Source organism: Diaphorobacter sp. LR2014-1 (assembly GCF_002916785.1).
Lineage (GTDB): Bacteria > Pseudomonadota > Gammaproteobacteria > Burkholderiales > Burkholderiaceae_C > Diaphorobacter > Diaphorobacter nitroreducens.
In genome coordinates this window covers 23,708-46,711 of record NZ_MTBE01000027.1, presented here as the reverse complement: position 1 = coordinate 46,711, position 23,004 = coordinate 23,708, and the positions used below count along the sequence as shown (strand labels likewise).

Annotated in this window: 20 protein-coding genes; 16 read left to right on the top strand and 4 right to left on the bottom strand. The window is 67.6% G+C overall.

Going from position 1 to position 23,004, the window contains the following annotated elements; genetic code table 11:
* Positions 1-128 precede the first annotated feature (128 nt).
* Positions 129-2,168 carry a diguanylate cyclase gene (locus BV908_RS16385; protein WP_246867530.1) on the top strand — a complete coding sequence of 680 codons (2,040 nt, stop codon included), beginning with the start codon at positions 129-131 and terminating at the stop codon, positions 2,166-2,168.
* Positions 2,158-2,838: an HAD family phosphatase gene (locus BV908_RS16380; RefSeq protein ID WP_103738673.1), complete on the top strand. Its 681-nt coding sequence runs from the start codon at positions 2,158-2,160 to the stop codon at positions 2,836-2,838. Before BV908_RS16385 ends, BV908_RS16380 begins: the two co-directional genes overlap by 11 nt.
* A gap of 59 nt (positions 2,839-2,897) precedes the next feature.
* Here BV908_RS16380 and BV908_RS16375 read toward each other — a convergent pair whose 3' ends face one another.
* Positions 2,898-3,968, bottom strand: coding sequence for an AraC family transcriptional regulator (locus BV908_RS16375; RefSeq protein WP_103738672.1), 1,071 nt, complete (start codon positions 3,966-3,968; stop codon positions 2,898-2,900).
* 145 nt (positions 3,969-4,113) lie between these two features.
* On the opposite strand from BV908_RS16375, the gene BV908_RS16370 reads away from it, so the two are divergent.
* The 8 genes from BV908_RS16370 to BV908_RS16335 are packed head-to-tail and all read left to right on the top strand — an operon-like array spanning position 4,114 to position 13,414.
* Positions 4,114-5,850 (top strand): AMP-binding protein, encoded by a 1,737-nt coding sequence (locus BV908_RS16370; RefSeq protein ID WP_103738671.1) that lies wholly within the window; start codon positions 4,114-4,116, stop codon positions 5,848-5,850.
* A 14-nt stretch (positions 5,851-5,864) separates the two neighbouring features.
* On the top strand, positions 5,865-7,469 hold the full coding sequence (locus BV908_RS16365; RefSeq protein WP_103738670.1) for a carboxyl transferase domain-containing protein: 1,605 nt from the start codon (positions 5,865-5,867) through the stop codon (positions 7,467-7,469).
* 9 nt (positions 7,470-7,478) lie between these two features.
* Positions 7,479-7,988, top strand: a complete 510-nt coding sequence (locus BV908_RS16360) for a DinB family protein (RefSeq protein ID WP_103738669.1) — start codon at positions 7,479-7,481, stop codon at positions 7,986-7,988.
* Positions 7,985-8,767, top strand: a complete 783-nt coding sequence (locus tag BV908_RS16355; protein WP_103738668.1) for an enoyl-CoA hydratase/isomerase family protein — start codon at positions 7,985-7,987, stop codon at positions 8,765-8,767. The genes BV908_RS16360 and BV908_RS16355 overlap by 4 nt, the downstream gene beginning before the upstream one ends.
* 6 nt (positions 8,768-8,773) lie before the next feature.
* Positions 8,774-9,493, top strand: coding sequence for a DUF4126 domain-containing protein (locus BV908_RS16350; protein ID WP_103738667.1), 720 nt, complete (start codon positions 8,774-8,776; stop codon positions 9,491-9,493).
* Entirely contained in the window at positions 9,494-11,512 is a 2,019-nt protein-coding gene (locus BV908_RS16345) for an acetyl/propionyl/methylcrotonyl-CoA carboxylase subunit alpha (protein WP_103738666.1), read from the top strand.
* Positions 11,513-11,550: 38 nt separating this feature from the next.
* Positions 11,551-12,471, top strand: coding sequence for a glyoxylate/hydroxypyruvate reductase A (locus tag BV908_RS16340; protein ID WP_103738665.1), 921 nt, complete (start codon positions 11,551-11,553; stop codon positions 12,469-12,471).
* Positions 12,472-12,499: 28 nt separating this feature from the next.
* Positions 12,500-13,414 carry a hydroxymethylglutaryl-CoA lyase gene (locus tag BV908_RS16335; RefSeq protein WP_103738664.1) on the top strand — a complete coding sequence of 305 codons (915 nt, stop codon included), beginning with the start codon at positions 12,500-12,502 and terminating at the stop codon, positions 13,412-13,414.
* 14 nt (positions 13,415-13,428) lie between these two features.
* Here BV908_RS16335 and BV908_RS16330 read toward each other — a convergent pair whose 3' ends face one another.
* On the bottom strand, positions 13,429-14,949 hold the full coding sequence (locus BV908_RS16330; protein WP_047350715.1) for a diguanylate cyclase: 1,521 nt from the start codon (positions 14,947-14,949) through the stop codon (positions 13,429-13,431).
* Between the two features lie 327 nt (positions 14,950-15,276).
* On the opposite strand from BV908_RS16330, the gene BV908_RS16325 reads away from it, so the two are divergent.
* From BV908_RS16325 to BV908_RS22485, 6 genes are all read left to right on the top strand, one after another.
* Positions 15,277-15,765 (top strand): YbaK/EbsC family protein, encoded by a 489-nt coding sequence (locus BV908_RS16325; protein WP_015914310.1) that lies wholly within the window; start codon positions 15,277-15,279, stop codon positions 15,763-15,765.
* Positions 15,762-16,046, top strand: coding sequence for a DUF1289 domain-containing protein (locus tag BV908_RS16320; protein ID WP_011806845.1), 285 nt, complete (start codon positions 15,762-15,764; stop codon positions 16,044-16,046). The genes BV908_RS16325 and BV908_RS16320 overlap by 4 nt, the downstream gene beginning before the upstream one ends.
* Positions 16,043-16,696, top strand: a complete 654-nt coding sequence (locus BV908_RS16315; RefSeq protein ID WP_103738662.1) for a 2-hydroxychromene-2-carboxylate isomerase — start codon at positions 16,043-16,045, stop codon at positions 16,694-16,696. Before BV908_RS16320 ends, BV908_RS16315 begins: the two co-directional genes overlap by 4 nt.
* 446 nt (positions 16,697-17,142) lie before the next feature.
* Positions 17,143-18,837, top strand: a complete 1,695-nt coding sequence (locus tag BV908_RS16310) for an MFS transporter (RefSeq protein ID WP_103738661.1) — start codon at positions 17,143-17,145, stop codon at positions 18,835-18,837.
* A 238-nt stretch (positions 18,838-19,075) separates the two neighbouring features.
* Positions 19,076-20,086, top strand: coding sequence for a porin (locus BV908_RS16305; RefSeq protein WP_047350703.1), 1,011 nt, complete (start codon positions 19,076-19,078; stop codon positions 20,084-20,086).
* A 142-nt stretch (positions 20,087-20,228) separates the two neighbouring features.
* A complete protein-coding gene (locus tag BV908_RS22485) occupies positions 20,229-20,396 on the top strand; it encodes a hypothetical protein (protein WP_172734575.1) in 168 nt (55 codons plus the stop codon).
* Positions 20,397-20,482: 86 nt separating this feature from the next.
* On the opposite strand, the gene BV908_RS16295 is transcribed toward BV908_RS22485, so the two are convergent.
* Complete coding sequence (locus BV908_RS16295) at positions 20,483-21,607, bottom strand: ABC transporter substrate-binding protein (RefSeq protein ID WP_103738660.1); 1,125 nt, start codon at positions 21,605-21,607, stop codon at positions 20,483-20,485.
* A gap of 134 nt (positions 21,608-21,741) precedes the next feature.
* On the bottom strand, positions 21,742-22,854 hold the full coding sequence (locus BV908_RS16290; protein WP_088888310.1) for an ABC transporter substrate-binding protein: 1,113 nt from the start codon (positions 22,852-22,854) through the stop codon (positions 21,742-21,744).
* Positions 22,855-23,004 lie beyond the last annotated feature (150 nt).

Here is a 23,004-nt window from a genome sequence, read left to right as displayed (position 1 = left end):
ATCAGGGATGGGGGGCCTGTGGCCCCGGTGCTCGAATGCTACAGACTGTGACATAGTAGGGGCACATTGGCTATTCCTATCGTCCCCTGGGGGTTCAACCCGCGCCGTTTTCACCTATGACTTCGCCTGTGGCCTCGCTCCGCCTACCGGCGCCTGCCCGCGCGTGGTGGGCGCTCGGGTTGCTTGTCGCCCTGCTGTTTGCGGCGATTGGCTGGGGGGTGCATGCCATCTACCAGGCGCGTGAGCAACGCTACCGCCACCAGATCGAAGGCGGCCTGCAGGCCGTGAACCACATGCAGGTGCGGGGGGTGACGGACTGGCGGCGCCGGCGCTTGCAGGAGGCGGCGGCACTCACCGACGACCGCCTTCTGGCACAGGCGGTGGCCCGCTGGCGCGCAACGGCGGCGCCTGACGCCGAACAGGCGGTGCGTGAGCGGTTGCGCATCCTGGTCGAGCATGTGCGCTATACCGCTGCCTATTTCGTCGATCCGCAGGGCCGGCTGATCCTGGATGCCGGCGGGCCGGCCACGGGCACGCTGCAGCCACCCGAGATGCGCGCGCTGGAGGGCGCGCTGGCGCGGGCCGAGCCCGGCGTTGTCGAGCTGCGCCGCGACCCGGCCTTCGCCTTTCCGTTCTTCGGATTGCTGGCGCCGCTGTACGACGGAACCGCGTCGCTGGGGGCCATCTGGCTGGTGATGGATGCGCGCACCACGCTCTACCCATTGCTGGAGACCTGGCCCACCAGCAGCCGCACCGCCGAATCGGTGCTGGTGGAGCGGCAGGACGACACGGCCTTGTTCCTCAGCCCCTTGCGCCATCGCAGCGATGAACCACTGGCGCTGCGCCTTCCGGCGGAGCCGGGCAGCCGCGATCCCATGGTGCTGGCCGTCGCGGGCGTGCGGGGCGCCTTCTACGGCAGCGACTATCGCAACCAGCCGGTGCTGGCGGTGGCCAGCGCGGTGCCGGACTCGCCCTGGCTGCTGGTGTCCAAGGTGGACGTGGCCGACGCCTTCACCGCTGCCCAGCGGCGCGAATGGCTGGCCCTGAGCCTGTTCGTCAGCCTGGGGCTGCTGTCGCTGGGCTGCGTCGTGGTGCTGTGGCAGGGGCGGGCCTGGCGGCGCGAACGGGCGTTGAAGGCGGAGCTGGAGCGCAACCTGCGCTGGCTGGACAATGCGCAGAAGGCGGCCTCGGTGGGCTACTTCGTCTATGAGGGGCAGAGCGAGGCATTCATCATGTCGCGCATGGCCAGCGCCATCTTCGGCCTGCCATCCGACGGGCGCATGACGCTGCGCCAGTGGGTGGGGATGCTGCACCCCGACGAGCGCGCGCAGACCCTGGAGATCCACGGCCGTGCCATGAGCGAGCGCATTCCGCTGCGCACCCAGTACCGCATCCAACGCAACGGCGACGGCCAGGTGCGCTGGATCGAGGTGTGGGGCGAGTACGGCGACTCCGCCGGCAACGGCGAGCCGCTGCTCATGACCGGCACCGTGCAGGACATCACCGACCGCAAGCACACCGAGGACGAACTCGCGCGTTACCGCAACGCGCTGGAGTCGCAGGTGCGCATGGACCCGCTCACCCAGGTGGCCAACCGCTTGGCGCTGGACGAGGCCGTGGCGCGCGCCTGGAGCCAGGCGCTGCGCGAGGGTTCGTCGCTGGCGCTGCTGATGATCGACGTGGACCATTTCAAGGCCTACAACGACTATTACGGCCACGTGGCGGGCGACCGCTGCCTGCAGCGCGTAGCGTCGGCGCTGGCGTCGGCCTTGGGGCGGCCGGGTGACCTGCTGGCGCGCTATGGGGGCGAGGAATTCGCCGTGCTGCTGCCGGGCGCGGACGCCGATGCCGCCCTGGCCGTGGCGCACCGCCTGCAGGAGGTGCTGCGCGCCCTGTCGCTGGAGCACCGCGCCAACCCGGGCGGATTCACCGTCACCGCAAGCATGGGCCTGGCCCACCTGCGTCCGGCCGACGTCGTGTCCGCAGGCACCGAAACGCGCGCCGGCGTGGACGCGGCCCAGCCCCTGTTCCAGCAGGCAGACGCCGCGCTGTACCGCGCCAAACAGCTGGGCCGCGACCGCGTGGTGAGCTACGACGCGCAGTGCGCGGCCACCCTGTACGAGGCCGGGCAGCCCGCGCCTGCGATCATGCTGACCTATGACATTTGAAGCGATATTGTTCGATTGCGACGGCGTGCTGGTGGACAGCGAGCCCATTACCAACGGCGTGCTGTGCGAGATGCTCAATGAAGCCGGCTGGCTGCTGGCGCCCGAGGAGTGCATGCGCCTGTTCATCGGCAAGACCGTGCGCAGCGAGGCTGCGCGCATCGAGGCCGAGACCGGCCGCCCGCTCACCGACGCGTGGATGGCCGAGTTCTACGCGCGCCGCAACGCACGCCTGCAGGCCGAGCTGGTAGCCATCCCCAACGCGCCCCAAGCCGTGCGCGCCGTGCACGGGCTGCTGCACGGGCGCATCGCCTGTGCCTCCGGCGCCGACCGGCAGAAGGTGGAGATGCAACTGGCGCAGGTGGGCCTGGCGCCGCTGTTCGCGGGACGCGTTTTCAGCGGCCACGAGATGCCCGCCACCAAGCCTGCACCCGACGTGTACCTGGCAGCGGCCGCAGCCTTGGGCGTGCCGCCCCTGCGCTGCCTGGTGGTGGAAGACACGGTGACGGGCGTCACGGCCGGCGTGGCCGCGGGCGCCACGGTGCTGGGCTACAGCCCGTCGCCCGTGGGCCATGGCTCTGCCGAGGCGCTGCGCGCCGCTGGCGCCGTGCAGGTCATGGCCGATATGGCAGAACTGCCCGCGCTGCTGCAGGCCATGCGCGTTGCGGTTTAAGCCAAATTGGGCTCTAGCGATTGCTGGGTAAGCGCTAGCAGCTACTAATAAATGAGCGTCTATACCGCTACGGAGCGCGCGCCGCGGCGGAACTCCGCGGGCGACTGGCCTGTCCAGCCGCGAAACGCGCGGATGAAGCTCTTCTCGCTGGCAAAGCCCGTGGCCTGCGCCACCTGCTTGATGGGGCGGTCGCTGCGGTGCAGCAGCTCGATCGCGCGGCTGCGGCGCACCTCGTCTTTCAGCGACTGCAGCGACGCGCCTTCCTCCTTGAGCTGGCGGTGCAGCGTGCGCGCCGAGACGTGCAGCTGCTCGGCCAGCGTGTGTGCGCTGTGGGTCGCGTCGGGCAGGGCGGCCAGCACCTGGCGCACGCGCTGCACCAGCAGCCGGTCGCGGCGGTACTGGCGCACGGTGAGGGGCAGCGCGTGCTGCAGCATCTGGCGCATGGCCGCCTCGTCGCGCGTGATCGGCAGCGCGAGGTAGCGCGCATCGAAATGCACCGCCGCGCGCGGTGCCTGAAAGCGCGTCGGGCCGCTGAAGAGCACGCCATAGGCCTGCGCATGGGGCGGTGGCGCGAAGGGGAACTCGGCCGCCAGCACCGGCAGGCGCGAGTCGATGAACCAGCTGGCCAGCCCGAGCGCGTTGCGCAGCGTGGAAACCAGGCAGAACTCGCGCAGCGTGCCCAGGTCGCGCTGCTCGGCGATGGTGAGCGTGGCCTGCTCGCCCTCGGCGTGTAGGTGCAGCGTGATGTCGTCCGTCAGCAGCGCGTGGTGGCGGCACCAGCGCGCCAGCGCCAGGCCCAGTGTGGGTGCACTCAGCGAGGCGCGCGCCAGCAGGCCGTAGCTGCCCCAGGGCAGGCGGCGGCTGAACCAGCCCAGGGCTTCGTCGTCCAGCTCGCGCATCGCAGCGGCGGACAGCATCTCCATCTGCTGCGCCGTGATGCGGCCCGCAGAGTTGCCAACCTGCTCTGGCGGGATTTGTGCCAGCGCCAGCACCTGCGCCGCGTCCATTCCGCGCGCTGCGTAGGCCTGCACGATGGCCTGCACAAACGCCATGGGCGTGGCGGCAGTGGGTGTAGCGAGGAGTGCGGTGGGTGCGGGCGGTGGCGGCGCGGGGTCAGGGCGGTCGGGCATGCGTGGAGTCTGCAACTCCGTGGCGCAATTTGCAACCTTTCTGACCCATCCCGGTCACCGCGCGTGCGGGGGTGCGGCGTATGCTGTGCAGCCTGTTGCCGGGCCCCGCGCGGGCGCTGGCCCCCCCCGATCAGGAGACAAGCCCATGGAACCCGCATCCACCCCATCGGCCGCGTTGAGCCATGCGCGTGGCAGTGCCGCCACCCCCCTCATCGAGCAGACGCTGGGCGACTTCTTCGCCGGCATGGCGCAGCGCCAGCCCACGCGCGAGGCACTGGTCAGCCGCCACCAGGGCCTGCGCTACACCTACGCCGAGCTGCACCAGGCGGCCCGCCAACTGGCCAGCGCGCTGCTGGGCCTGGGGCTCGCCAAGGGCGACCGCATCGGCATCTGGTCGCACAACAACGCCGAATGGGTGCTGATGCAACTGGCCACGGCGCAGGTGGGCCTGATCCTGGTGAACATCAACCCGGCCTACCGCACGGCCGAGGTGGAGTACGCGCTGAACAAGGTCGGCTGCAAGGCGCTGGTGGCCATGCCGCAGTTCAAGACCAGCGACTATCTGGGCATGCTGCGCGAGCTGGCACCCGAGTTGGCCGCGTCCCAGCCCGGCGCACTGCAGGCCGCGCGCCTGCCCACGCTGCGCACGGTGGTGTGGATCGACGCGGCCGGCTCAGGCGTGGCGGGCCAAGGCGACGAACAGCCGGGCATGCTGCGGTTTTCCACGCTGATGGCGCGGGGCGACGCGCAGGACGCGCGCATCGACGCCATTGCCGCCCAGCTGCACAACACCGACCCCATCAACATCCAGTTCACCAGCGGCACCACCGGGTTCCCGAAGGGCGCCACGCTCACGCACCGCAACATCCTGAACAACGGTTTCTTCATCGGCGAGTGCATGCGCCTCACGCCCGAGGACCGGCTGTGCATTCCCGTGCCGCTGTACCACTGCTTCGGCATGGTGCTGGGCAACCTGGCCTGCCTCACGCACGGCAGCACCATCGTGTACCCCAACGACGGCTTCGACGCCCTGACCGTGCTGGAGACCGTGCAGGCCGAGCGCTGCACCGGCCTGCACGGCGTGCCCACCATGTTCATTGCCGAGCTGGACCACCCGCGCTTTGCCGAGTTCGACCTGCGCACCCTGCGTACCGGCATCATGGCTGGCAGCCCGTGCCCGATCGAGGTGATGAAGCGCGTGGTGGGCGACATGCACCTGTCGGAGATCACCATCGCCTATGGCATGACCGAGACCAGCCCCGTGAGCTGCCAGAGCGACGCCGAAACGCCGCTGGCCAAGCGCGTGTCCACCGTGGGCCGCGTGCAGCCGCACCTGGAGGTGAAGATCATCGACCCCGAGACCGGCGCCGTGGTGCCGCGCGGCGAGCGCGGCGAGCTGTGCACCCAGGGCTACTCCGTCATGCACGGCTACTGGGGCGACGATGCCAAGACCCGCGAGGCGATCGACGAAGGCGGCTGGATGCACACGGGCGACCTGGCCACCATGGACGACGAGGGCTACGTGAACATCGTCGGCCGCATCAAGGACATGGTGATCCGCGGCGGAGAGAACGTGTACCCGCGCGAGATCGAGGAATTCCTCTACCGCCACCCCATGGTGCAGGACGTGCAGGTGGTGGGCGTGCCCGACCAGCGCTTCGGCGAGGAGCTGTGCGCCTGGATCATCGCCAAGCCCGGCACGCGCCCCAGCGAGGACGACATCCGTGCCTTCTGCAAAGGCCAGATCGCGCACTACAAGGTGCCGCGCTACATCCGCTTCGTTACCAGCTTCCCGATGACGGTGACGGGCAAGATCCAGAAGTTCAAGATCCGCGACGTCATGAAAGACGAGCTGGGCCTTGCCGAAGACAAAACCGCTTGAAACGAGCCACCGCCATGATTCTTGAATCCCAACTCAACCCGCGCTCGGCCGACTTCCAGGCCAATGCCGCCGCCATGCGCGCCGTGGTGGAGGACCTGCGCGCCCAGATCGAGCGCGTGTCCCAGGGCGGCGGCGAGGCCGCCCGCGCCAAGCACGTGGCGCGCGGCAAGCTGCTGCCGCGCGAGCGCGTGGAGATGCTGCTGGACCCCGGCACGCCGTTCTTGGAGATCGCCCCCCTGGCGGCCCTCAACATGTACGGCAACGACGCGCCCGGCGCGGGCCTGATCGCGGGCATCGGCAGCGTGGCCGGCATCGCCTGCATGATCGTGTGCAACGACGCCACGGTGAAGGGCGGCACCTACTACCCCATGACGGTGAAGAAGCACCTGCGCGCGCAAGAGATCGCGCAGCAGAACTGCCTGCCGTGCATCTACCTGGTGGACTCGGGCGGCGCCAACCTGCCCAACCAGGACGAGGTCTTCCCCGACCGCGACCACTTCGGCCGCATCTTCTACAACCAGGCCAACATGAGCGCGCAGGGCCTGGCGCAGATCGCCGTGGTCATGGGTTCGTGCACGGCCGGCGGCGCCTACGTGCCGGCCATGAGCGACGAGACCATCATCGTCAAGAACCAGGGCACCATCTTCCTGGGTGGCCCGCCGCTGGTGAAGGCCGCCACGGGCGAGGTCGTCAGCAGCGAAGACCTGGGCGGCGGCGACGTGCACACGCGCCTGTCCGGCGTGGCCGACCACCTGGCACAGAATGACCTGCATGCGCTCTCGCTGGCGCGCGGGGCCGTCAGAAATTTGAATAGAAATCAGCCTGTAGCACCCGCAGATCAAGCGCCAGTAGCTCCTAAATATGCAGCAGACGAGCTGTATGGCGTGATCCCCGTGGACACGCGCAAGCCCTTCGATGTGCGCGAGATCATCGCCCGCATCGTGGACGGCAGTGCGTTCGACGAGTTCAAGGCGCGCTACGGCAACACCCTGGTGTGCGGCTTCGCGCGCATCGAGGGCATGGCCGTGGGCATCGTGGCCAACAACGGCATCCTGTTCAGCGAGAGCGCGCAGAAGGGCGCGCACTTCATCGAGCTGTGCTGCCAGCGCAAGATTCCGCTCGTCTTCCTGCAGAACATCACCGGCTTCATGGTCGGGCGCAAGTACGAGAACGAGGGCATCGCCCGCCACGGCGCCAAGATGGTCACGGCGGTGGCCACGGCCAACGTGCCCAAGTTCACGGTGATCATCGGCGGCAGCTTCGGCGCGGGCAACTACGGCATGTGCGGCCGCGCGTACTCGCCGCGCTTCCTGTGGATGTGGCCCAACGCGCGCATCAGCGTGATGGGCGGCGAGCAGGCCGCCAGCGTGCTGGCCACCGTCAAGCGCGACGGCATCGAGGGCAAGGGCGGCAGCTGGAGCATGGAGGAAGAAGAGGCCTTCAAGACGCCCATCCGCCGCCAGTACGAGGAACAGGGCCACCCCTACTACGCCACCGCCCGCCTGTGGGACGACGGCATCATCGACCCCGCCGACACGCGCCGCGTGCTGGCGCTGGCGCTGGCGGCTTCGCGCCACGCGCCGATCGGAGACATGAAGTTCGGCGTGTTCCGCATGTAAGGCGCGTCCATGGATGCCGTTACCCATTTCAGCCGGCTCGCGCGCTACAACGTGTGGGCCACGGCGCGCCTGCTGGCAGCCGTGCAGGTGCTGCCCGAGGCGGACTACCGGCGCGACATGGGCCTGTTCTTTCGCAGCATCCATGGCACGCTCAACCATCTGCTGGTGGGCGAGCACCTGCTGTGGTTCGCGCGCTTTGCCGAAGGCGCGTCGCCCCGCATGGCGCTGGATGCCGAGGTGGAGAGCGATCGCGCGCGCCTGGCCGAGCGGCTGCGGGAAGGCACCGCGCGCTGGGAGCCGCTGATCGCCGGCTTTGCGCCAGCGCGCTGGGAGGGTGCGCTGTCTTACACCACCACGCGCGGCACGCCCGCCGTGCTGCCGTTTGCCGCCACGCTGGCGCATGTGTTCAACCACGGCACGCACCACCGCGGACAGATCACGGCGGCACTCACCGCGCTGGGCCAGCCGTGCCCGTCGCTCGACCTTGTCTACTTCCTGCAGAACCCGGATACGCCATGAGCCAGAACCTTTCCATCACCCAGTTGGGCGCGGTGGCGCGCATCACGCTGACGCAGCCCGAAATCCGCAATGCTTTCAGCGACGAAGTGATCGCAGAGATCACCGCGGCCTTCACGGAAGTCGGGGGCCGCGCGGACGTGCGCGCCGTGGTGCTGGCCGCTGAGGGGCCGGCCTTCTGCGCGGGTGCCAATCTGAACTGGATGCGCCGCATGGCCGACTACACGCGGCAAGAGAACCTTGCCGACGCCGCCAAGCTGGCCGAGATGCTGCGCGTGATCTACGAATGCCCCAAGCCCACCGTGGCGCGCGTGCAGGGTGACGTGTACGCCGGCGGCATGGGGCTGGTCGCGGCCTGCGACATGGCGGTGGCGGTCGATACCGCGGGCTTTTGCCTGTCCGAGGTGAAGATCGGCCTGATCCCCGCCACCATCAGCCCCTACGTGATCCGCGCCATGGGCGCGCGCGCCGCGCACCGCTACTTCCTCACCGCGGAACGCTTCAGCGCGGCCGAGGCCTTGCGCATCGGTTTCGTGCACCAAGTGGTCGGCGCAGAGCAACTCGACGCCCAGGTGGACGAGCTGCTCAAGGCACTGACGGCCGCGAGCCCTAACGCCGTGCGCGCCTGCAAGACGCTGGTGCGCGACGTGGCCGGGCGCGAGATCGACGCCGCACTCATCGCCGCCACCGTGGAGGGCATTGCCGACATCCGCGCGAGCAGCGAGGGCCGCGAGGGCGTGCAGTCGTTCCTGCAAAAGCGCAAGCCCTCCTGGCTGGGCTGATCCGCCATGGACGCGCTCTGGCTCCAGATCGTGCAGTGGCTCCACAGCGTGGGGCTGCATGTCGATGCGGGTACCGCCCAGGCGGTGGCCGAAGGGGCTGCGCGCGCCACGCAGCAGCTGGACATGCCCGCCCTGCTGGCGCTGGCAGCCGCACTGGGCTGGGCCAGCGGCTTTCGCCTGTACGCCGTGGTATTCCTAGTGGGCGTGATGGGCGTGGCCGGCTGGCTGCCACTGCCGCCGGGGCTGGCGCTGCTGCAGCACCCGCTGGTGCTGATGGCCAGCGGCTTCATGCTGCTGGTGGAGTTCTTCGCTGACAAGGTGCCCTGGTTCGACAGCGCCTGGGATGCCATCCACGCCTTCATCCGCGTGCCCGCCGGCGCGCTGCTGGCCGCCGGCGTGTTCGGTGCCGACAACGCCACCATGGCGCTGGCCGCGGGGCTGCTGGGCGGCTCGCTCTCGGCCACGGCGCTGGCCACCAAGATGACCACGCGGGCGGCGGCCAACACCTCGCCCGAGCCGTTTTCCAACTGGGGCCTGTCGTTCTTTGAGGACGGCCTGGTCGTCGGCGTGGTCTGGCTGGCCACGCAGTATCCGCTGGCCTTCGGTATCGCGCTGGTGGTGATGCTGGCGCTGTCGGCGCTGCTGCTGGTGGTGCTGTTCAAGTTCCTGCGCGCCGTGCTGCGGCGCATTTCCTCTTTCTTTTCCGATTCCGCCAAGGTGGCCTGAATGTTCCAAAAAATCCTGATTGCAAACCGGGGTGAGATCGCCTGCCGTGTGGCCGCAACCGCCCGCCGCATGGGCGTGAAGACCGTGGCCGTGTACTCCGACGCCGATGCCCAGGCCAAGCACGTGGCCGCCTGCGACGAGGCCGTGCATATCGGCGGCAGCGCCCCCAAGGACAGCTACCTGCGCTGGGAGCGCATCATCGAGGCCGCCCAGGCCACGGGTGCCCAGGCCATCCACCCAGGCTACGGCTTCCTGAGCGAGAACGAAGACTTCGCCCAGGCCTGTGCCAATGCGGGGCTGGTGTTCATCGGCCCGCCGCCTTCGGCCATCAAGGACATGGGTTTGAAGGCCGAGTCCAAGCAGCTGATGGAGAAGGCGGGCGTGCCGCTGGTGCCTGGCTACCACGGCAAGGACCAGGACCCGCAACTGCTGCAGCGCGAGGCCGACCGTATCGGCTACCCCGTGCTCATCAAGGCCAGCGCCGGTGGCGGCGGCAAGGGCATGCGCCTGGTGGAAAAGAGCGAGGACTTTGCCGCGGCGCTGGCCAGCTGCCAGCGCGAGGCCATCAACAGCTTTGGCGATGATGCCGTGCTGGTGGAGAAGTACGTGCTGCGCCCGCGCCACATCGAGATCCAGGTGTTCGGCGACACGCAGGGCAACTGCGTCTATCTGTTCGAGCGCGATTGCTCCGTGCAGCGCCGCCACCAGAAGGTGCTGGAAGAAGCCCCCGCCCCCGGCATGACCGAGGCCCTGCGCCGCCAGATGGGCGAGGCTGCCGTGGCAGCCGCCAAGGCCGTGGGCTACGTGGGCGCGGGCACGGTGGAGTTCATCGTGGAACAGCCCGGCGGCTACGACGCGCCGGAGCAGATGAAGTTTTACTTCATGGAGATGAACACCCGCCTGCAGGTGGAGCACCCCGTGACCGAGGCCATCACCGGCGAAGACCTGGTGGAGTGGCAGCTGTGCGTGGCCAGCGGGCAGCCTTTGCCCAAGCGCCAGGACGAGCTGAAGATCATCGGCCACGCCATCGAGGCGCGCATCTGCGCCGAGAACCCTGACAACAACTTCCTGCCCGCCACCGGCCAGCTGCACGTGTACCGCAAGCCGGCATGCACCAGCTTCGAACGGGGCAGCGTGCGCGTGGATGACGGCGTGCGCGAGGGCGACGCCATCAGCCCCTTCTACGACAGCATGATCGCCAAGCTCATCGTGCACGGCGACACGCGCGCGCAGGCCCTGGCGCGGCTGGACGATGCGCTGGCGCAGACCCACATCGTGGGCCTGGCGACCAACGTGCAGTTCCTGCGCCATGTGGTGAAGAGCGATTCGTTCGCCCAGGCGCGGCTGGACACCGCGCTGATCCCGCGCGAAGAGGCCGTGTTGTTCGGCCAGGAGCGCGTAGGCCTGCCTTTGGCCGCGGCAGCCGCCGTGGCCAGCCAGTTGCAGCGTGAGCAGGCGCAGGAAGGCGCCAATCCGTTCAGCCGCCGCGACGGCTGGCGTTCGCTGGTAGCGTGCCGCCGGCGTTTCGAGTTCGACTTCAATGGCACACATGCCAAGGCCTGGCTGACCTATGAACGCGATGGCGGCTACCAACTGACCGTGGGAGAAGGCGAGGGAGCCGCGCGGGGTCCGCTGGCTTTCACGCCCTTGGCGGGCGGCCTGGACCTGCAATACGCCGGCCAGCGCACCTGCGCAACGGTCTATGCCCAGGGCGAGACCGACCACATCTTCACCCCCCGTGGCGCCACGCGCATCGAGGCATTGGACCTGCTGGCCCATGCGGGCGAAGCCGCCAGCGAGGGCGGGCGTCTCACCGCGCCCATGCCGGGCAAGGTGGTGTCGTTTGCCGTGCAGGCCGGCGACAAGGTGACCAAGGGCCAGCCCCTGGCGGTGATGGAGGCCATGAAGATGGAGCACACCATCGCCGCCCCCGCCGATGGCGTGGTGCAGGAGCTGCTCTACGCGCCAGGCGACCAGGTGGCCGAAGGCGCAGAACTGCTGCGGCTTTCCGCCGAGTGACGGCGGGGGCTTGCCCAGCCGCGGTACGCTCGTTGGCCATGAAGATCACCTTTTGCTGTACCGATACCAAGGCCGAACCCTGGCTGCAGGGGCTGGCCGCCGCCCTGCCGGGAGCCGACATTACCGTCTGGCAGCCCGGAGCCCCGCAGGCCGACTACGCCGTGGTCTGGGCACCGCCCCAGCAGTTCATCGACGAACAGCCCGCTTTGCGGGCGCTGTTCAACATCGGTGCGGGGGTGGATGCGCTGCTCAAGCTGCGCCTGCCGCCGTCCGTGCGCGTCGTGCGTCTGGATGACGCCGGCATGGCCGTGCAGATGGCCGAATACGTGTGCCACGCGCTGATCCGGCATTTCCGCGAGTTCGACCAGTACGAGGCCGCCATGCAGGCGGGCCAGTGGAGCTACCGCAAGCCGCGCCTGCGCCAGGACTTCCCCGTGGGCGTGATGGGCCTGGGCGTACTGGGCGAGCGCGTGGCGCGCGCGGTGGCGCAGTTCGACTTTCCCGTGCTCGGCTGGAGCCGCAGTCCGAAGCAGATGGCGGGCGTGCGCTGTTTCAGTGGGCAGGAGGGCTTCAACGAGTTCCTGGCCGCTACCCGCGTGTTGGTCAATCTGCTCCCGCTCACGCCCGAGACGCAGGGCATCATGAACCGCGACACGCTGGCCCGCCTCCTGCCCGGCGCCTACGTGATCAATGTGGCGCGTGGCGCGCACCTGGTCGAGGAGGACCTGCTCGCGCTGATCGCCGCCGGCCATGTGGCGGGCGCCACGCTGGACGTGTTCCGCACCGAGCCGTTGCCTGCCGGGCATCCCTTCTGGGGACATCCCAAGATCACCCTCACACCCCACACTTCGGCACGCACGCTGCGCGACGAGAGCATTGCCCAGATCGCCGGCAAGATCGCGGCGCTGGCGCGCGGCGAGGCCGTGGCCGGCGTGGTGGATGCCGGACGCGGCTACTGACGAATCCCTCACTCAAGGACACCCACCGATGAACCCGAACATCCCCTCCCGCGTCAAGCTTGTGGACGTGGGCCCGCGCGACGGGCTGCAAAATGAGAAGCAGCCGGTGCCGGCGGCCGTCAAGATCGAATTGGTACACCGCCTGCAGCAGGCGGGCCTCAAGGAAGTCGAGGTCACCAGCTACGTTTCTCCGAAGTGGGTGCCGCAGATGGCCGACAACCACGAGGTCATGCAAGGCATTACACGCGTGCCCGGCGTGCGTTATTCGGTACTGACGCCCAACCTGAAAGGCTGGGAGGCGGCCGTGCTCGACAAGCCTGACGAGATCGTGGTCTTCGGCGCTGCCAGCGAGGCCTTCAGCCAGAAGAACATCAACTGCAGCATTGCCGAGAGCATCGAGCGCTTCGCCCCCGTGGTCGAGGCCGCGCGCGCCGCTGGCGTGTATGTGCGTGGCGCCATGAGCTGCACCGTGGGCTGCCCGTACGAAGGCGAGATCGCGCCGGAGCGCGTGGAATACCTGGCCGGGCTCATGAAGGGCATCGGCGTGCAGCACATCGGCGTGGCCGACACCATTGGCGTGGGTACGCCGCGCAAGGTGCAGCGCGCCATCGAGGCAACGCTCAAGCACTACGACCTGAACGACGTGTCCGGCCACTTCCACGACACCTACGGCCAGGCGCTGGCCAACACGCTGGCGGCGCTGGAGCTGGGCGTGTGGCAGTTCGACACGTCCGTGGCCGGCCTGGGCGGCTGTCCCTATGCCAAGGGCGCCACGGGTAACGTGGCCACCGAGGACGTGGTCTACATGCTGCACGGCATGGGCATCGAGACCGGCATCGATCTGGACCAGCTGATCGACGCCGGCGCCTACATCAGCGACTTCCTGGGCCGCAAGCCGCAGTCGCGCGTGGCCGTGGCGGTGCTCACCAAGCGCAAGGGCTGAGCGGCCACCCGGCGTCAGGCCAACGGCAGAGCCGGCGCTGCCGGGTGCTGCGCCGCGTCCTTGTGCGCCTGCTTGGCCTGGTACATGCGCTGGTCGGCGCAGCGCATCAGCTCCGTCAGCGTGGGGCCGTCCTGCGGGCTGTGCGCAACGCCCGTGCTGCCGCCCACGCACAGTTCCTGGTGCTGGAAGTACACCGGCTGGCAGATAGCCAGCTCCAGATGCTTGACCAGCGCCGTCAGGGCGTCGCCCGCGGGCGCGTGGGCCAGCATGACCACGAACTCGTCGCCGCCCAGCCGGGCCACGATGTCGCCGGACCGCGTGTGCGTCTGCAGCCGTGTGGCAACGGCGCGCAGCACCTCGTCGCCGGCGTCATGGCCATAGGTGTCGTTGATGGGTTTGAAGCGGTCCAGGTCGAGCAGCAGCAGGGCGTGCGTGCCCCCTTCCGACAGCAGTTGCGTTGCGCCCTGGGTCAGCCCCATGCGGTTGGTCAGGCCCGTGAGAGGGTCGGTGGTCGCGGCCTTGGCCAGATGGTCCGCGCGCAGCCGCAGGGCGATCTGGGAGGCGTTCAGGCTGTCGATGCGGGTGCTCAACGCAACGGCGAACACCACCATCTCGGCCGCCACGCCGATCTGCAGGCCGTTGGCGAGCATGAAGGGCGCGTCGATCACCTTCCAGTTGCTCAGCACCACGCCGGCCACCGTGACGAACAGCAGCGCCTGCGCGCCCAGGTACCAGCGCGCGGGCGTGAAGCCCCGGCGCAGCACCAGAATGGCCGCGAGCGACGCGGCCGCGATGCCGGCGCTGGCCAGCAGTTCGTTCTGCGTCTGGGCGATGGCAAATTGCCCGAGCCCGCCGAGCACGGCGGTGAGCGCCGCCAGCAGGCCGATTGCCACCAGCACTCCGTCCATCAAGGGCGTCTGCCGGGTGTCCAGGAAACTGCGCGTGAACAGCGCGCCGAAGAACAGCCACAGGCTGGGCAATACGAAATAGCTGCGCTCCTGCCACCACGGCGCGTCGCCCCACAGGTAATGGGCCGTGTGGCCGTTGAAGGTGGCCAGCGTCAACAGCGCGAAGATGCACTGGCCGACGTGGAAGGTGTACGTGGTGTCCCGAAAGATGCCCACGAGCGTGAGGTTGTAGACCAGCAGTGCGATCAGGATGCCGTAGCAGATGCCGTCGAACAGCCGCTTGTGCTGGCGCCATTGCAGGTATTCGGCCGTGTCCCAGACGGACAGGTCGAAGGACGGCGCCGTCTCGCTGTACAGCCGGGCGTAGACCGTGTAGGTGCCCGGGCCCGGGGGCTGCAGGCGCATGAGGTAGCGCTCGCTGCCCAGGGGCCGCGTGGCGAAGGGCTGCGCCAGGCCCGTGTGTACCGGCGGCGCAAGCGCCGTGCCCGACGCATCGAACGGGCCGTAGAACCGCACGTCCTGCAAAGACGTGGTCTGGGTGGCCAGCACCCAGTCGCCGCTGGCCGCGCGCTGCTCCAGGACCACTTTGAACCAGTGGTAGGCCGGTGTGGCCCCGCGCAGCGGCATGCGGGGGGGGCGGGCCGAAGCGCGCATCGGTAGCCGCTGCGCGCACATCGTCGATGGTGAGGGTGCCCAGGTCGTCCACGAGCCACAAAAGCTGGCCGGTGCTTCCCAGCGATAGGCCCTTGCGGTGATCGTCCAGCACCGCAGGGGCGCCACCGGCCCAGGCCAGTTTGCCGACGAGAAGCCACAAGAGCAGGCAGGCGCGAAGCAGGTTCATGGACAATGGATGGCAGCCATCACACTGTAACCCCGCCTGGGGCTTGTGGTTGCGCCGAGGCACTCCGCATCCGTGCGTGCGCTTCGCCGTCCCAGGCCCCGGATTGCCCTGTTATGCACGCATTACCTGAAAGCACCCAGCGGGTGGCTGCCGAGTTGCAGCGCCTGCGCCACCCCCACGCGCCGCGCATGCTTGACGACGCCGCGCGCACCGCGCAGCAGGCGGCTGACGGGCTGGGCGTGGCGCTGGGGCAGATCGCCAAGAGCATCATCTTCCGGCGCAAGAGCGATGACGCAGCCGTGCTGGTGGTTACCTCCGGTGACCGGCGCGTGGACGAGAAGAAGGTCGACGCCCTCGTGGGCAAGACGGGCCGCGCCGACGCGGAATTCGTCAAGGCCAAGACCGGCTTCGCCATCGGCGGCGTCTCGCCCGTAGCCCATTCCACCGCCCCTGTCACCCTCATCGACCGCGAGCTGTTCCGCTTCGATGTGATCTGGGCTGCCGCCGGCCATCCCCACGGCGTGTTCCAGTTGAGCCCGCACGATCTGCAGCGGCTCACCGGTGCCCCGGTGGCCGACGTGGTGCAGGAGATCAGCGCATGAGCGACGCCGCAGTGAATGCTTCTGAATTGATAGCTGCTCGCGCTGGTGAAATAAGCGCTAGAGGCCAATTTGGCTTTAATTCCCAGGAGCCGGTTCCGTCGCCCTGCGTGTCGGTCTGCCGCATGACGGCCGACCGCAGCCACTGCGAGGGGTGCTTCCGTACGATCGACGAGATCCGCGCCTGGTCGCAAGCCGATGGCGCCGCGCGCCGCGCGATCTGGACCGCCGCATTGCAACGCGCGGGGGTGGACCTTCCCGAAGAGTTGGAGCCACTGGCATGAAGCACATCACGTTCTACCTGGATTTCGTCTCGCCGTACGCGTGGCTGGCCTTCGAGCGGCTGCCGCAGGTACTGGAGGGGCTGAACTACCACCTGCACTACAAGCCGGTGTTGTTGGGCGCGCTGCTGCAGCAGCATGCCAACCCCGGGCCGGCCGGCGTGCCGCCCAAGCGCGACTGGACGTACCGGCACGCCACCTGGCTGGGCCATACGCTGGGCTGCGGTCTGGACATGCCGGCGCGCCACCCCTTCAATCCGCTGCCGTTGCTGCGCCAGGCGCTGGCGTGCAGCGACGATGGCACGGTCAACCGCTATGTCGCCGGCACCGTGCTGCGGCATGTCTGGCTGGGCGGGCAGGATGCGCTGGACCCCGCGCGCCTGGACGTGCTGGCGCAGGCCCTGGCAGAGCAGTTGCGGCCCGACGCCGAAGGCGCGGGCGCCCTGCCCAAGGCCCTGCTGCGCGCCAACACGGACGAGGCGTCGGCCCGTGGCGTGTTTGGCGTGCCGGCCTTTGAGGTGGATGGGCGCCTGTTCTGGGGGCTCGACAGCCTGCCTATGTTGCGCGCCTACCTGGACGGCGACGCGTGGTTTGACGGGCCGGCATGGGATGCGGCGCCCGCGGTGCCATCGGGCCTGCCTTCCGTGCGCTGAAGCGCATTCCTCGGCAGCGGCCGACGGGGCCGCGGCAGGCGTTCCAAGGCGCCGCAGAACGCTGTCTGCGGCGCCTTTTTGCATGGGGCCGTGCCCAGCACTGTGCGGCGGGTGTGGGTTTGTCATGCGTCAAGGGTTTGTCCTAGGGAGGGCAAACCCTGGCGAAAAACTGCGGGGTTACCCGTGTCTGGTGCTGTGCGCGGGACTCACCGCAGCCTCGCGCAGTCCAATTTTTCGCATCAAGAAAAACGATCTGCGGGTTGCCACGGAGTTTGTCAGATGGCCGTAAGACTGGGGTGGCGGCAGCGTTTGGCGCATGTCAGCTTTCGGTCAGATGGCGGCCCGATATTGCGTCGCAAGCACCGCAGAGTGCTTCAGATCGTCGGTTTTTCGCGCTTTCTTACGCGCATTTTCGATTCCATCCCAATAAGCAGGAGACAGCATTCATGGCTACCAGCACTGCATACGCCGGCCGCCCCGGCGCTGCCGCCCGACCGATGTCGGCGGAAGAAAAGAAGGTGATCTTCGCCTCGTCCCTCGGCACCGTGTTCGAGTGGTACGACTTCTACCTCTACGGCTCGCTCGCGGCCATCATTGCCAAGCAGTTCTTCAGCGGGCTGGATGCTGGCGCGGCGTTCATCTTCGCGCTGCTGGCCTTCGCGGCCGGCTTCCTGGTGCGCCCGTTCGGCGCGCTGGTGTTCGGCCGCCTGGGCGACATGATCGGGCGCAAGTACACCTTCCTGGTGACCATCCTGATCATGGGCATCTCCACCTTCATCGTCGGCATCCTGCCCACCTACGCCAGCATCGGCATCGCGGCACCGGTCATCCTGATCGCGCTGCGCATGCTGCAAGGCCTGGCGCTGGGCGGTGAATACGGCGGTGCGGCCACCTACGTGGCCGAGCACGCCCCGCACGGCCGCCGTGGTGCCTACACCTCGTGGATCCAGACCACGGCCACGCTGGGCCTGTTCCTGTCGCTGCTGGTCATCCTGGGCACGCGCACCGCCATGGGCGAGGCGGCGTTCAACGACTGGGGCTGGCGCATTCCGTTCCTGGTGTCGATCCTGCTGCTGGGCATCTCGGTGTGGATCCGCTTGTCGCTGTCCGAGTCGCCCGCCTTCCAGAAGATGAAGGCCGAGGGCAAGACCTCCAAGGCGCCCCTGTCCGAATCGTTCGGCCAGTGGAAGAACCTGAAGATCGTGATCCTGGCGCTGGTGGGCCTGACCGCCGGCCAGGCCGTGGTGTGGTACACGGGCCAGTTCTACGCGCTGTTCTTCCTGACGCAGCAACTCAAGGTGGACGCCGTCACGGCCAACCTGATGATCGCTGCCGCGCTGCTGATCGGCACCCCGTTCTTCGTGGTGTTCGGCTCGCTGTCCGACAAGATCGGCCGCAAGCCCATCATCATGCTGGGTTGCGTGCTGGCCGTGCTGACCTACTTCCCGGCCTTCAAGATGCTGACGGAAGCCGCCAACCCCGACCTGGCCAAGGCCCAGGCGACAGCGGGTGTCGTGGTGATCGCCGATCCCGCCACCTGCTCGTTCCAGGGCAACCCCGTGGCACGCGAGATCGACTTCAAGAGCTCCTGCGACATCGCCAAGCGCTACCTGGTGCAGAACTCGGTGAGCTATGAGAACGTGGCCGGCCCCGCGGGCTCGCCCGCGGTCGTGAAGATCGGCGAAAAGACCATCACCGCGCCCACCGGCAACGTGGTCAACCACAAGTTCGACGAGGCAAGCGTGAAGGCCATCGCCGCCTTCAAGAAGGAGATGGCCGAATACCTGAAGCTCGCCGGCTACCCCTCCAAGGCCGATCCCGCCAAGATGAACAAGGTGATGATGATCGTCATCCTGACGTATCTGGTGATCCTGGTGACCATGGTGTACGGCCCCATCGCGGCCATGCTGGTGGAACTGTTCCCCACGCGCATCCGCTATACCTCCATGAGCCTGCCGTACCACATTGGCAATGGCTGGTTCGGCGGCCTGCTGCCCACGACATCGTTCGCCATCGTGGCGTCCACCGGCAATATGTATAACGGCTTGTGGTACCCCATCATCATCGCCGGCATGACGGCAGTGATCGGCACGCTGTTCATCCGCGAAACCAAGGACGTGGACATCTACGCCAACGACTGACCTCGTTCCGCTCTTTTGTCAGGGTTTTCCCTGGCTGAGCCCTGCCGCCACACCTTTGCCTGTGCGAAAGTGTGGCGGCAATACGTCAGGGGTATTACAGGCGGGACTTTCCTCTGTGTTGGCCCAGATGGTTACACCTAGAATTTGCGCCGTAGCTGCACATTGTGCTAATCGGCTCCCTGCGGGCGGCGAGCTGTGCCTACCACAACTGATGGACACAAGCATTCAAGGAACTCAAATGCAAAAACCAAGTCGTTTGCTGCTCGCTACCCTGGCTCTGCTGGGTACTTCCGCTGTTTTCGCGCAAAGCAGCGTGACCCTGTACGGCCGCGTGAACACGTCGGTGGAACGCCAGAAGGTCGGCGGTACCAGCAACACCGTCATGCAGAACAACTCCTCGCGCTTCGGCTTCAAGGGCACTGAGGACCTGGGCGGCGGCCTGAAGGCCGGCTTCCAGCTGGAAAGCGGCTTCAACTCCGATACCGGCACGGGCTCGGGCTGGACCCACCCCACCACCGGCATGACCTTCGCCCGCCAGAGCGAAGTGAACCTGTCCGGCGGCTTCGGCATGATCCGCCTGGGCAACTTCACGCCCGAGTCGTACTACGCTACGGCCGACTACGTGAGCATGCACAACCATGACACGGGCACGTCTTCGGACGCTCTGTACTACGATCCCGTGTGGTTCGGCGGCTTGAGCACCACCAACAAGATCGGCTATCGCACGCCCAGCTTCGGTGGGCTGACGGTCGACGCTTCCGTCTCGTTGCATGAGAAAAACGCTGCCATTCCGCAAAAGAATGGCTATGACCTGGCTGCCAACTACAACATCGGCGCGCTGAACCTGGGCGCCGGCTACAGCCAAGTGGACAGCAATCGCCAGCTGGGCCTGCGCGCGTTGTACACCTTCGGCCAGTTCGTCGTGGGTGGCTACTACCAGCGTAACAAGGACGACAACCAGCTCCTCGCCACGGGCGCAGGCAACCGCAACAACTTCCGCCTGGCGGGCGCCTACATGATGGGTGCTTCCGAGTTCCACGTGAACGTGGGCCGCGCTGGCAAGTGGAGCGACATTGCCGACAGCTCCGCTACGCAGTGGACCCTGGGCTACAACTACAACTTCAGCAAGCGCACCAAGGTGTACGCTTTCTACACGAAGGTGGACAACAAGGCAGGTGCTACCTACATGACGGGCGCCGCTGGCCAGGACTTCAGCTCGCTGGCGCTGGGCGTTCGCCACAACTTCTGATGCACCGGCAGCGTAAGCTGCCTGCAATGCAAGCCTGATTCAATGGAGTCGGGCTTGCGATCAGACAGGCCTCACACGATGGTGTGAGGCTTTTTTATTGGTGCCGCCCTTTTCCGTCGACAACAATTTTCAGGAGATGAGCATGTGGAAGATCGTGGTGGGTTTCGTGGTGTTCGCAGTGATCATGCTGTTCGTGATCATGAAGGCAGGAGACCAGGTGGATATGAGCGGTGAAAAGCATGGGGTGGAAGCGACGCATGTGCCCGAGTCCGCAGCTGCTCCCGCGTCCGGCGCCAGCGCAGCGCAGTGAACCGGCCCCACCCATCCAAAACGCGGAGCCAGGCTCCGCGTTTTGGATGGGGCGGTGGACTCCGCCGCCGTGGTGTTACGGCCCGCTCAGCGCTGGAATCGGCCGTCCGCTCCGATGATGGACAGGTCGGCGAAGTCCAGCCCCGAGTGTTCCTTTGCGCTGTAGGAAAGCTCCAGGCCCCCTAGGTCGAATTTGCTCAGGCTTTCCAGGGCCGCGTGCAGCCGTGCACGGTCCGGCTTGGGGCCGGCGCGGCGCAGGCCCTCGGCCAGCACCTTGGCGTTCACGAAGCCCTCGACCATGGCCGGAGTGAGTTCCTTCAGCCCTTGCGCCTTCGCCAATTCCAGGGCTTCTTTGATCACCGGGTAGTTCAGCGACCGCTCGGACGGAAAGACCTGCGTGACGATGACGCCGCGGGCCTGGTCGCCCAGCGCCTTGGTGAAGCCCCCCGACGCATTGTTTGACAGCGTGACGATCTGCCCGCCCACGCCGGCCGCGCGCAGTGCCTTGATGCCGTCCACGACCGCCGCGCCGGTGCCGATGAAGATGACGGCCTGGGGATCCTGCGCACGCACGCGCGGGGCGATGGCTGAGAAATCTGGCTTCGCCCGGTCGAACTTCTCCACGAACAAGGCGGGCAGCTTGTTGTTCTGCAGGCCCTTTTGCGCACCGGCCAGGCCGTCCTGGCCGAAGGCGTCGTCCACATGCACGATGCCGATGCGCTGAACTCCCAGCAGCGCAAGGTGGGCGATGGCTTTCTCCACCTCGCGCTGGTAGGGCGCGCGGACGTTGAAGATATTGCGGGAAACGGGCTGGTGCAGCGCCATGGCGCCCGTGGAGGGCCCCACCAGCGGCACGCCGTACTTGTCCAGCAGCGCAACGATGCCCTGGGTGTGGGGCGTGCCGCGCGTCATGAACAGTGCCAGCACACCCTTGTCCTCGATGAGCGTGCGGGCGTTGTCCTGCGTCAGCTTGGGGTCGAACTTGTCGTCGAGCGCGACGAGTTCGATCTTCTGCCCGTTCACGCCGCCGCGGGCGTTGACGTGGTCCAGGTACAGCGACGCGCCCAGCATCGATTCCTTGACGGTTGCCGCCGCGGACCCGGTGATGCCGACGGTCTGACCCACGAGCAACTGCGCGTGGGCCAATGATGAGGCCGCACTGACCACCGCCAGGGCGCACGCTGCGCCCCACGTCTTCCAATGTGTCTTCATGAGGTGTCTCTTCCCTGTGTATTTGCGCGCGAGTGCGAGCAGGGGCGAGTGTATCGGCGGCAGCCTACGCTGGAATGACGTGCCGCAGACGCCGCGCAATCACCCGGGCGGCGTCTGACCTCACGAAAAGGGCTTCAGCGGCGGAACTTGCCGTCCGTGCCGATGATGGAAAGATCTGCGAAGTCCAGACCCGTGTGATCATCGGGGCCGTAGGAGATGTCCAGCCCGCCCAGATCGAACTTCTGGATGGATTCCAGGGCCGTCTGAATCTTCTCGCGCGACGGCTTCGGGCCGGCGCGGCGCAGGCCTTCGACCAGCACCTTGGCGGCGGCAAAACCTTCAAGCATGGCCGGGCTGACCTCGGTCATTCCCTTGGCCTTGGCCAGGTCGATGGCTTCCTTGACCAGCGGGAAGGTCAGGCTGCGCTCGTTCGGGTAGACCTGCGTGACGATCACGCCGCGGGCATTTTCGCCCAGGCTCTTGATGAAGCCGCCCGAGGCATTGTTGGACAGCGTGACCACCTGTGCCGTGGAGCCCGCCTGGCGCAGCGCGTTGTAGCCATCCACCACCGACGTGCCCGAGGCGACCATCAGGACGGCCTGGGCCTGCGCCTGGGAGATCTTGGCCACCAGCGGGGTGAAGTCCGGCTTGGCGCGATTGAACTTCTCCAGCACCACGGGCTGCAGCTTGGCCTGGGCCAGGCCTTTTTGCGCGCCCGTCACGCCATCGGCGCCGAAGCTGTCGTCCGCATACAGCACGGCGATGCGCGTGATGCCCATCGAGGCCAGGTGGGTCATGGCCTTCTCGGCCTCGCGCTGGTAGGTGGCGCGCACGTTGAAGATGTGCTTGCGCACCGGCTGGTGCAGCACCATGGCGCCCGTGGACGGGCCCACCAGGGCCACGCCATGCTTGTCCAGGTGCGGGATCATGGATTCGGTGTGGGGCGTGCCGCGCGTGAGGAACATGACATGCACGTTCTTGTCCTCGATCAGCGTGCGCGCGTTCTCGCCGGCGGTCTTGGGGTCGAACTTGTCGTCCATCGAGATCAGTTCGATCTTCTGCCCGTGCACGCCGCCCTTGCCATTGACCGCGTCCAGGAACAGCTTGGCGCCCTGCGTGGTCTCCTGCACCCCTGCGGCCACCTGGCCGGAGAACCCGGCCGTTTGCCCCACCAGGATCTGTGCATGGCTTGCGCCCAGCGTTGCGCCCAGGACCAGGGCGGCCCCCCATTTATGCCATGGCTGCATGGCGTCTCCTCTCTTTGGTTGTTGGTGCGGCGCAGTCTAACGGATAGGGCCGGATGCGCCATCACCTGCGTGACCGGCTGTGGTGTGGTGTCCACCCGGTCGATGCGGAATCCGGCTCGTCCCTAGAATGTTCCGCCTCATTGCAGAAAG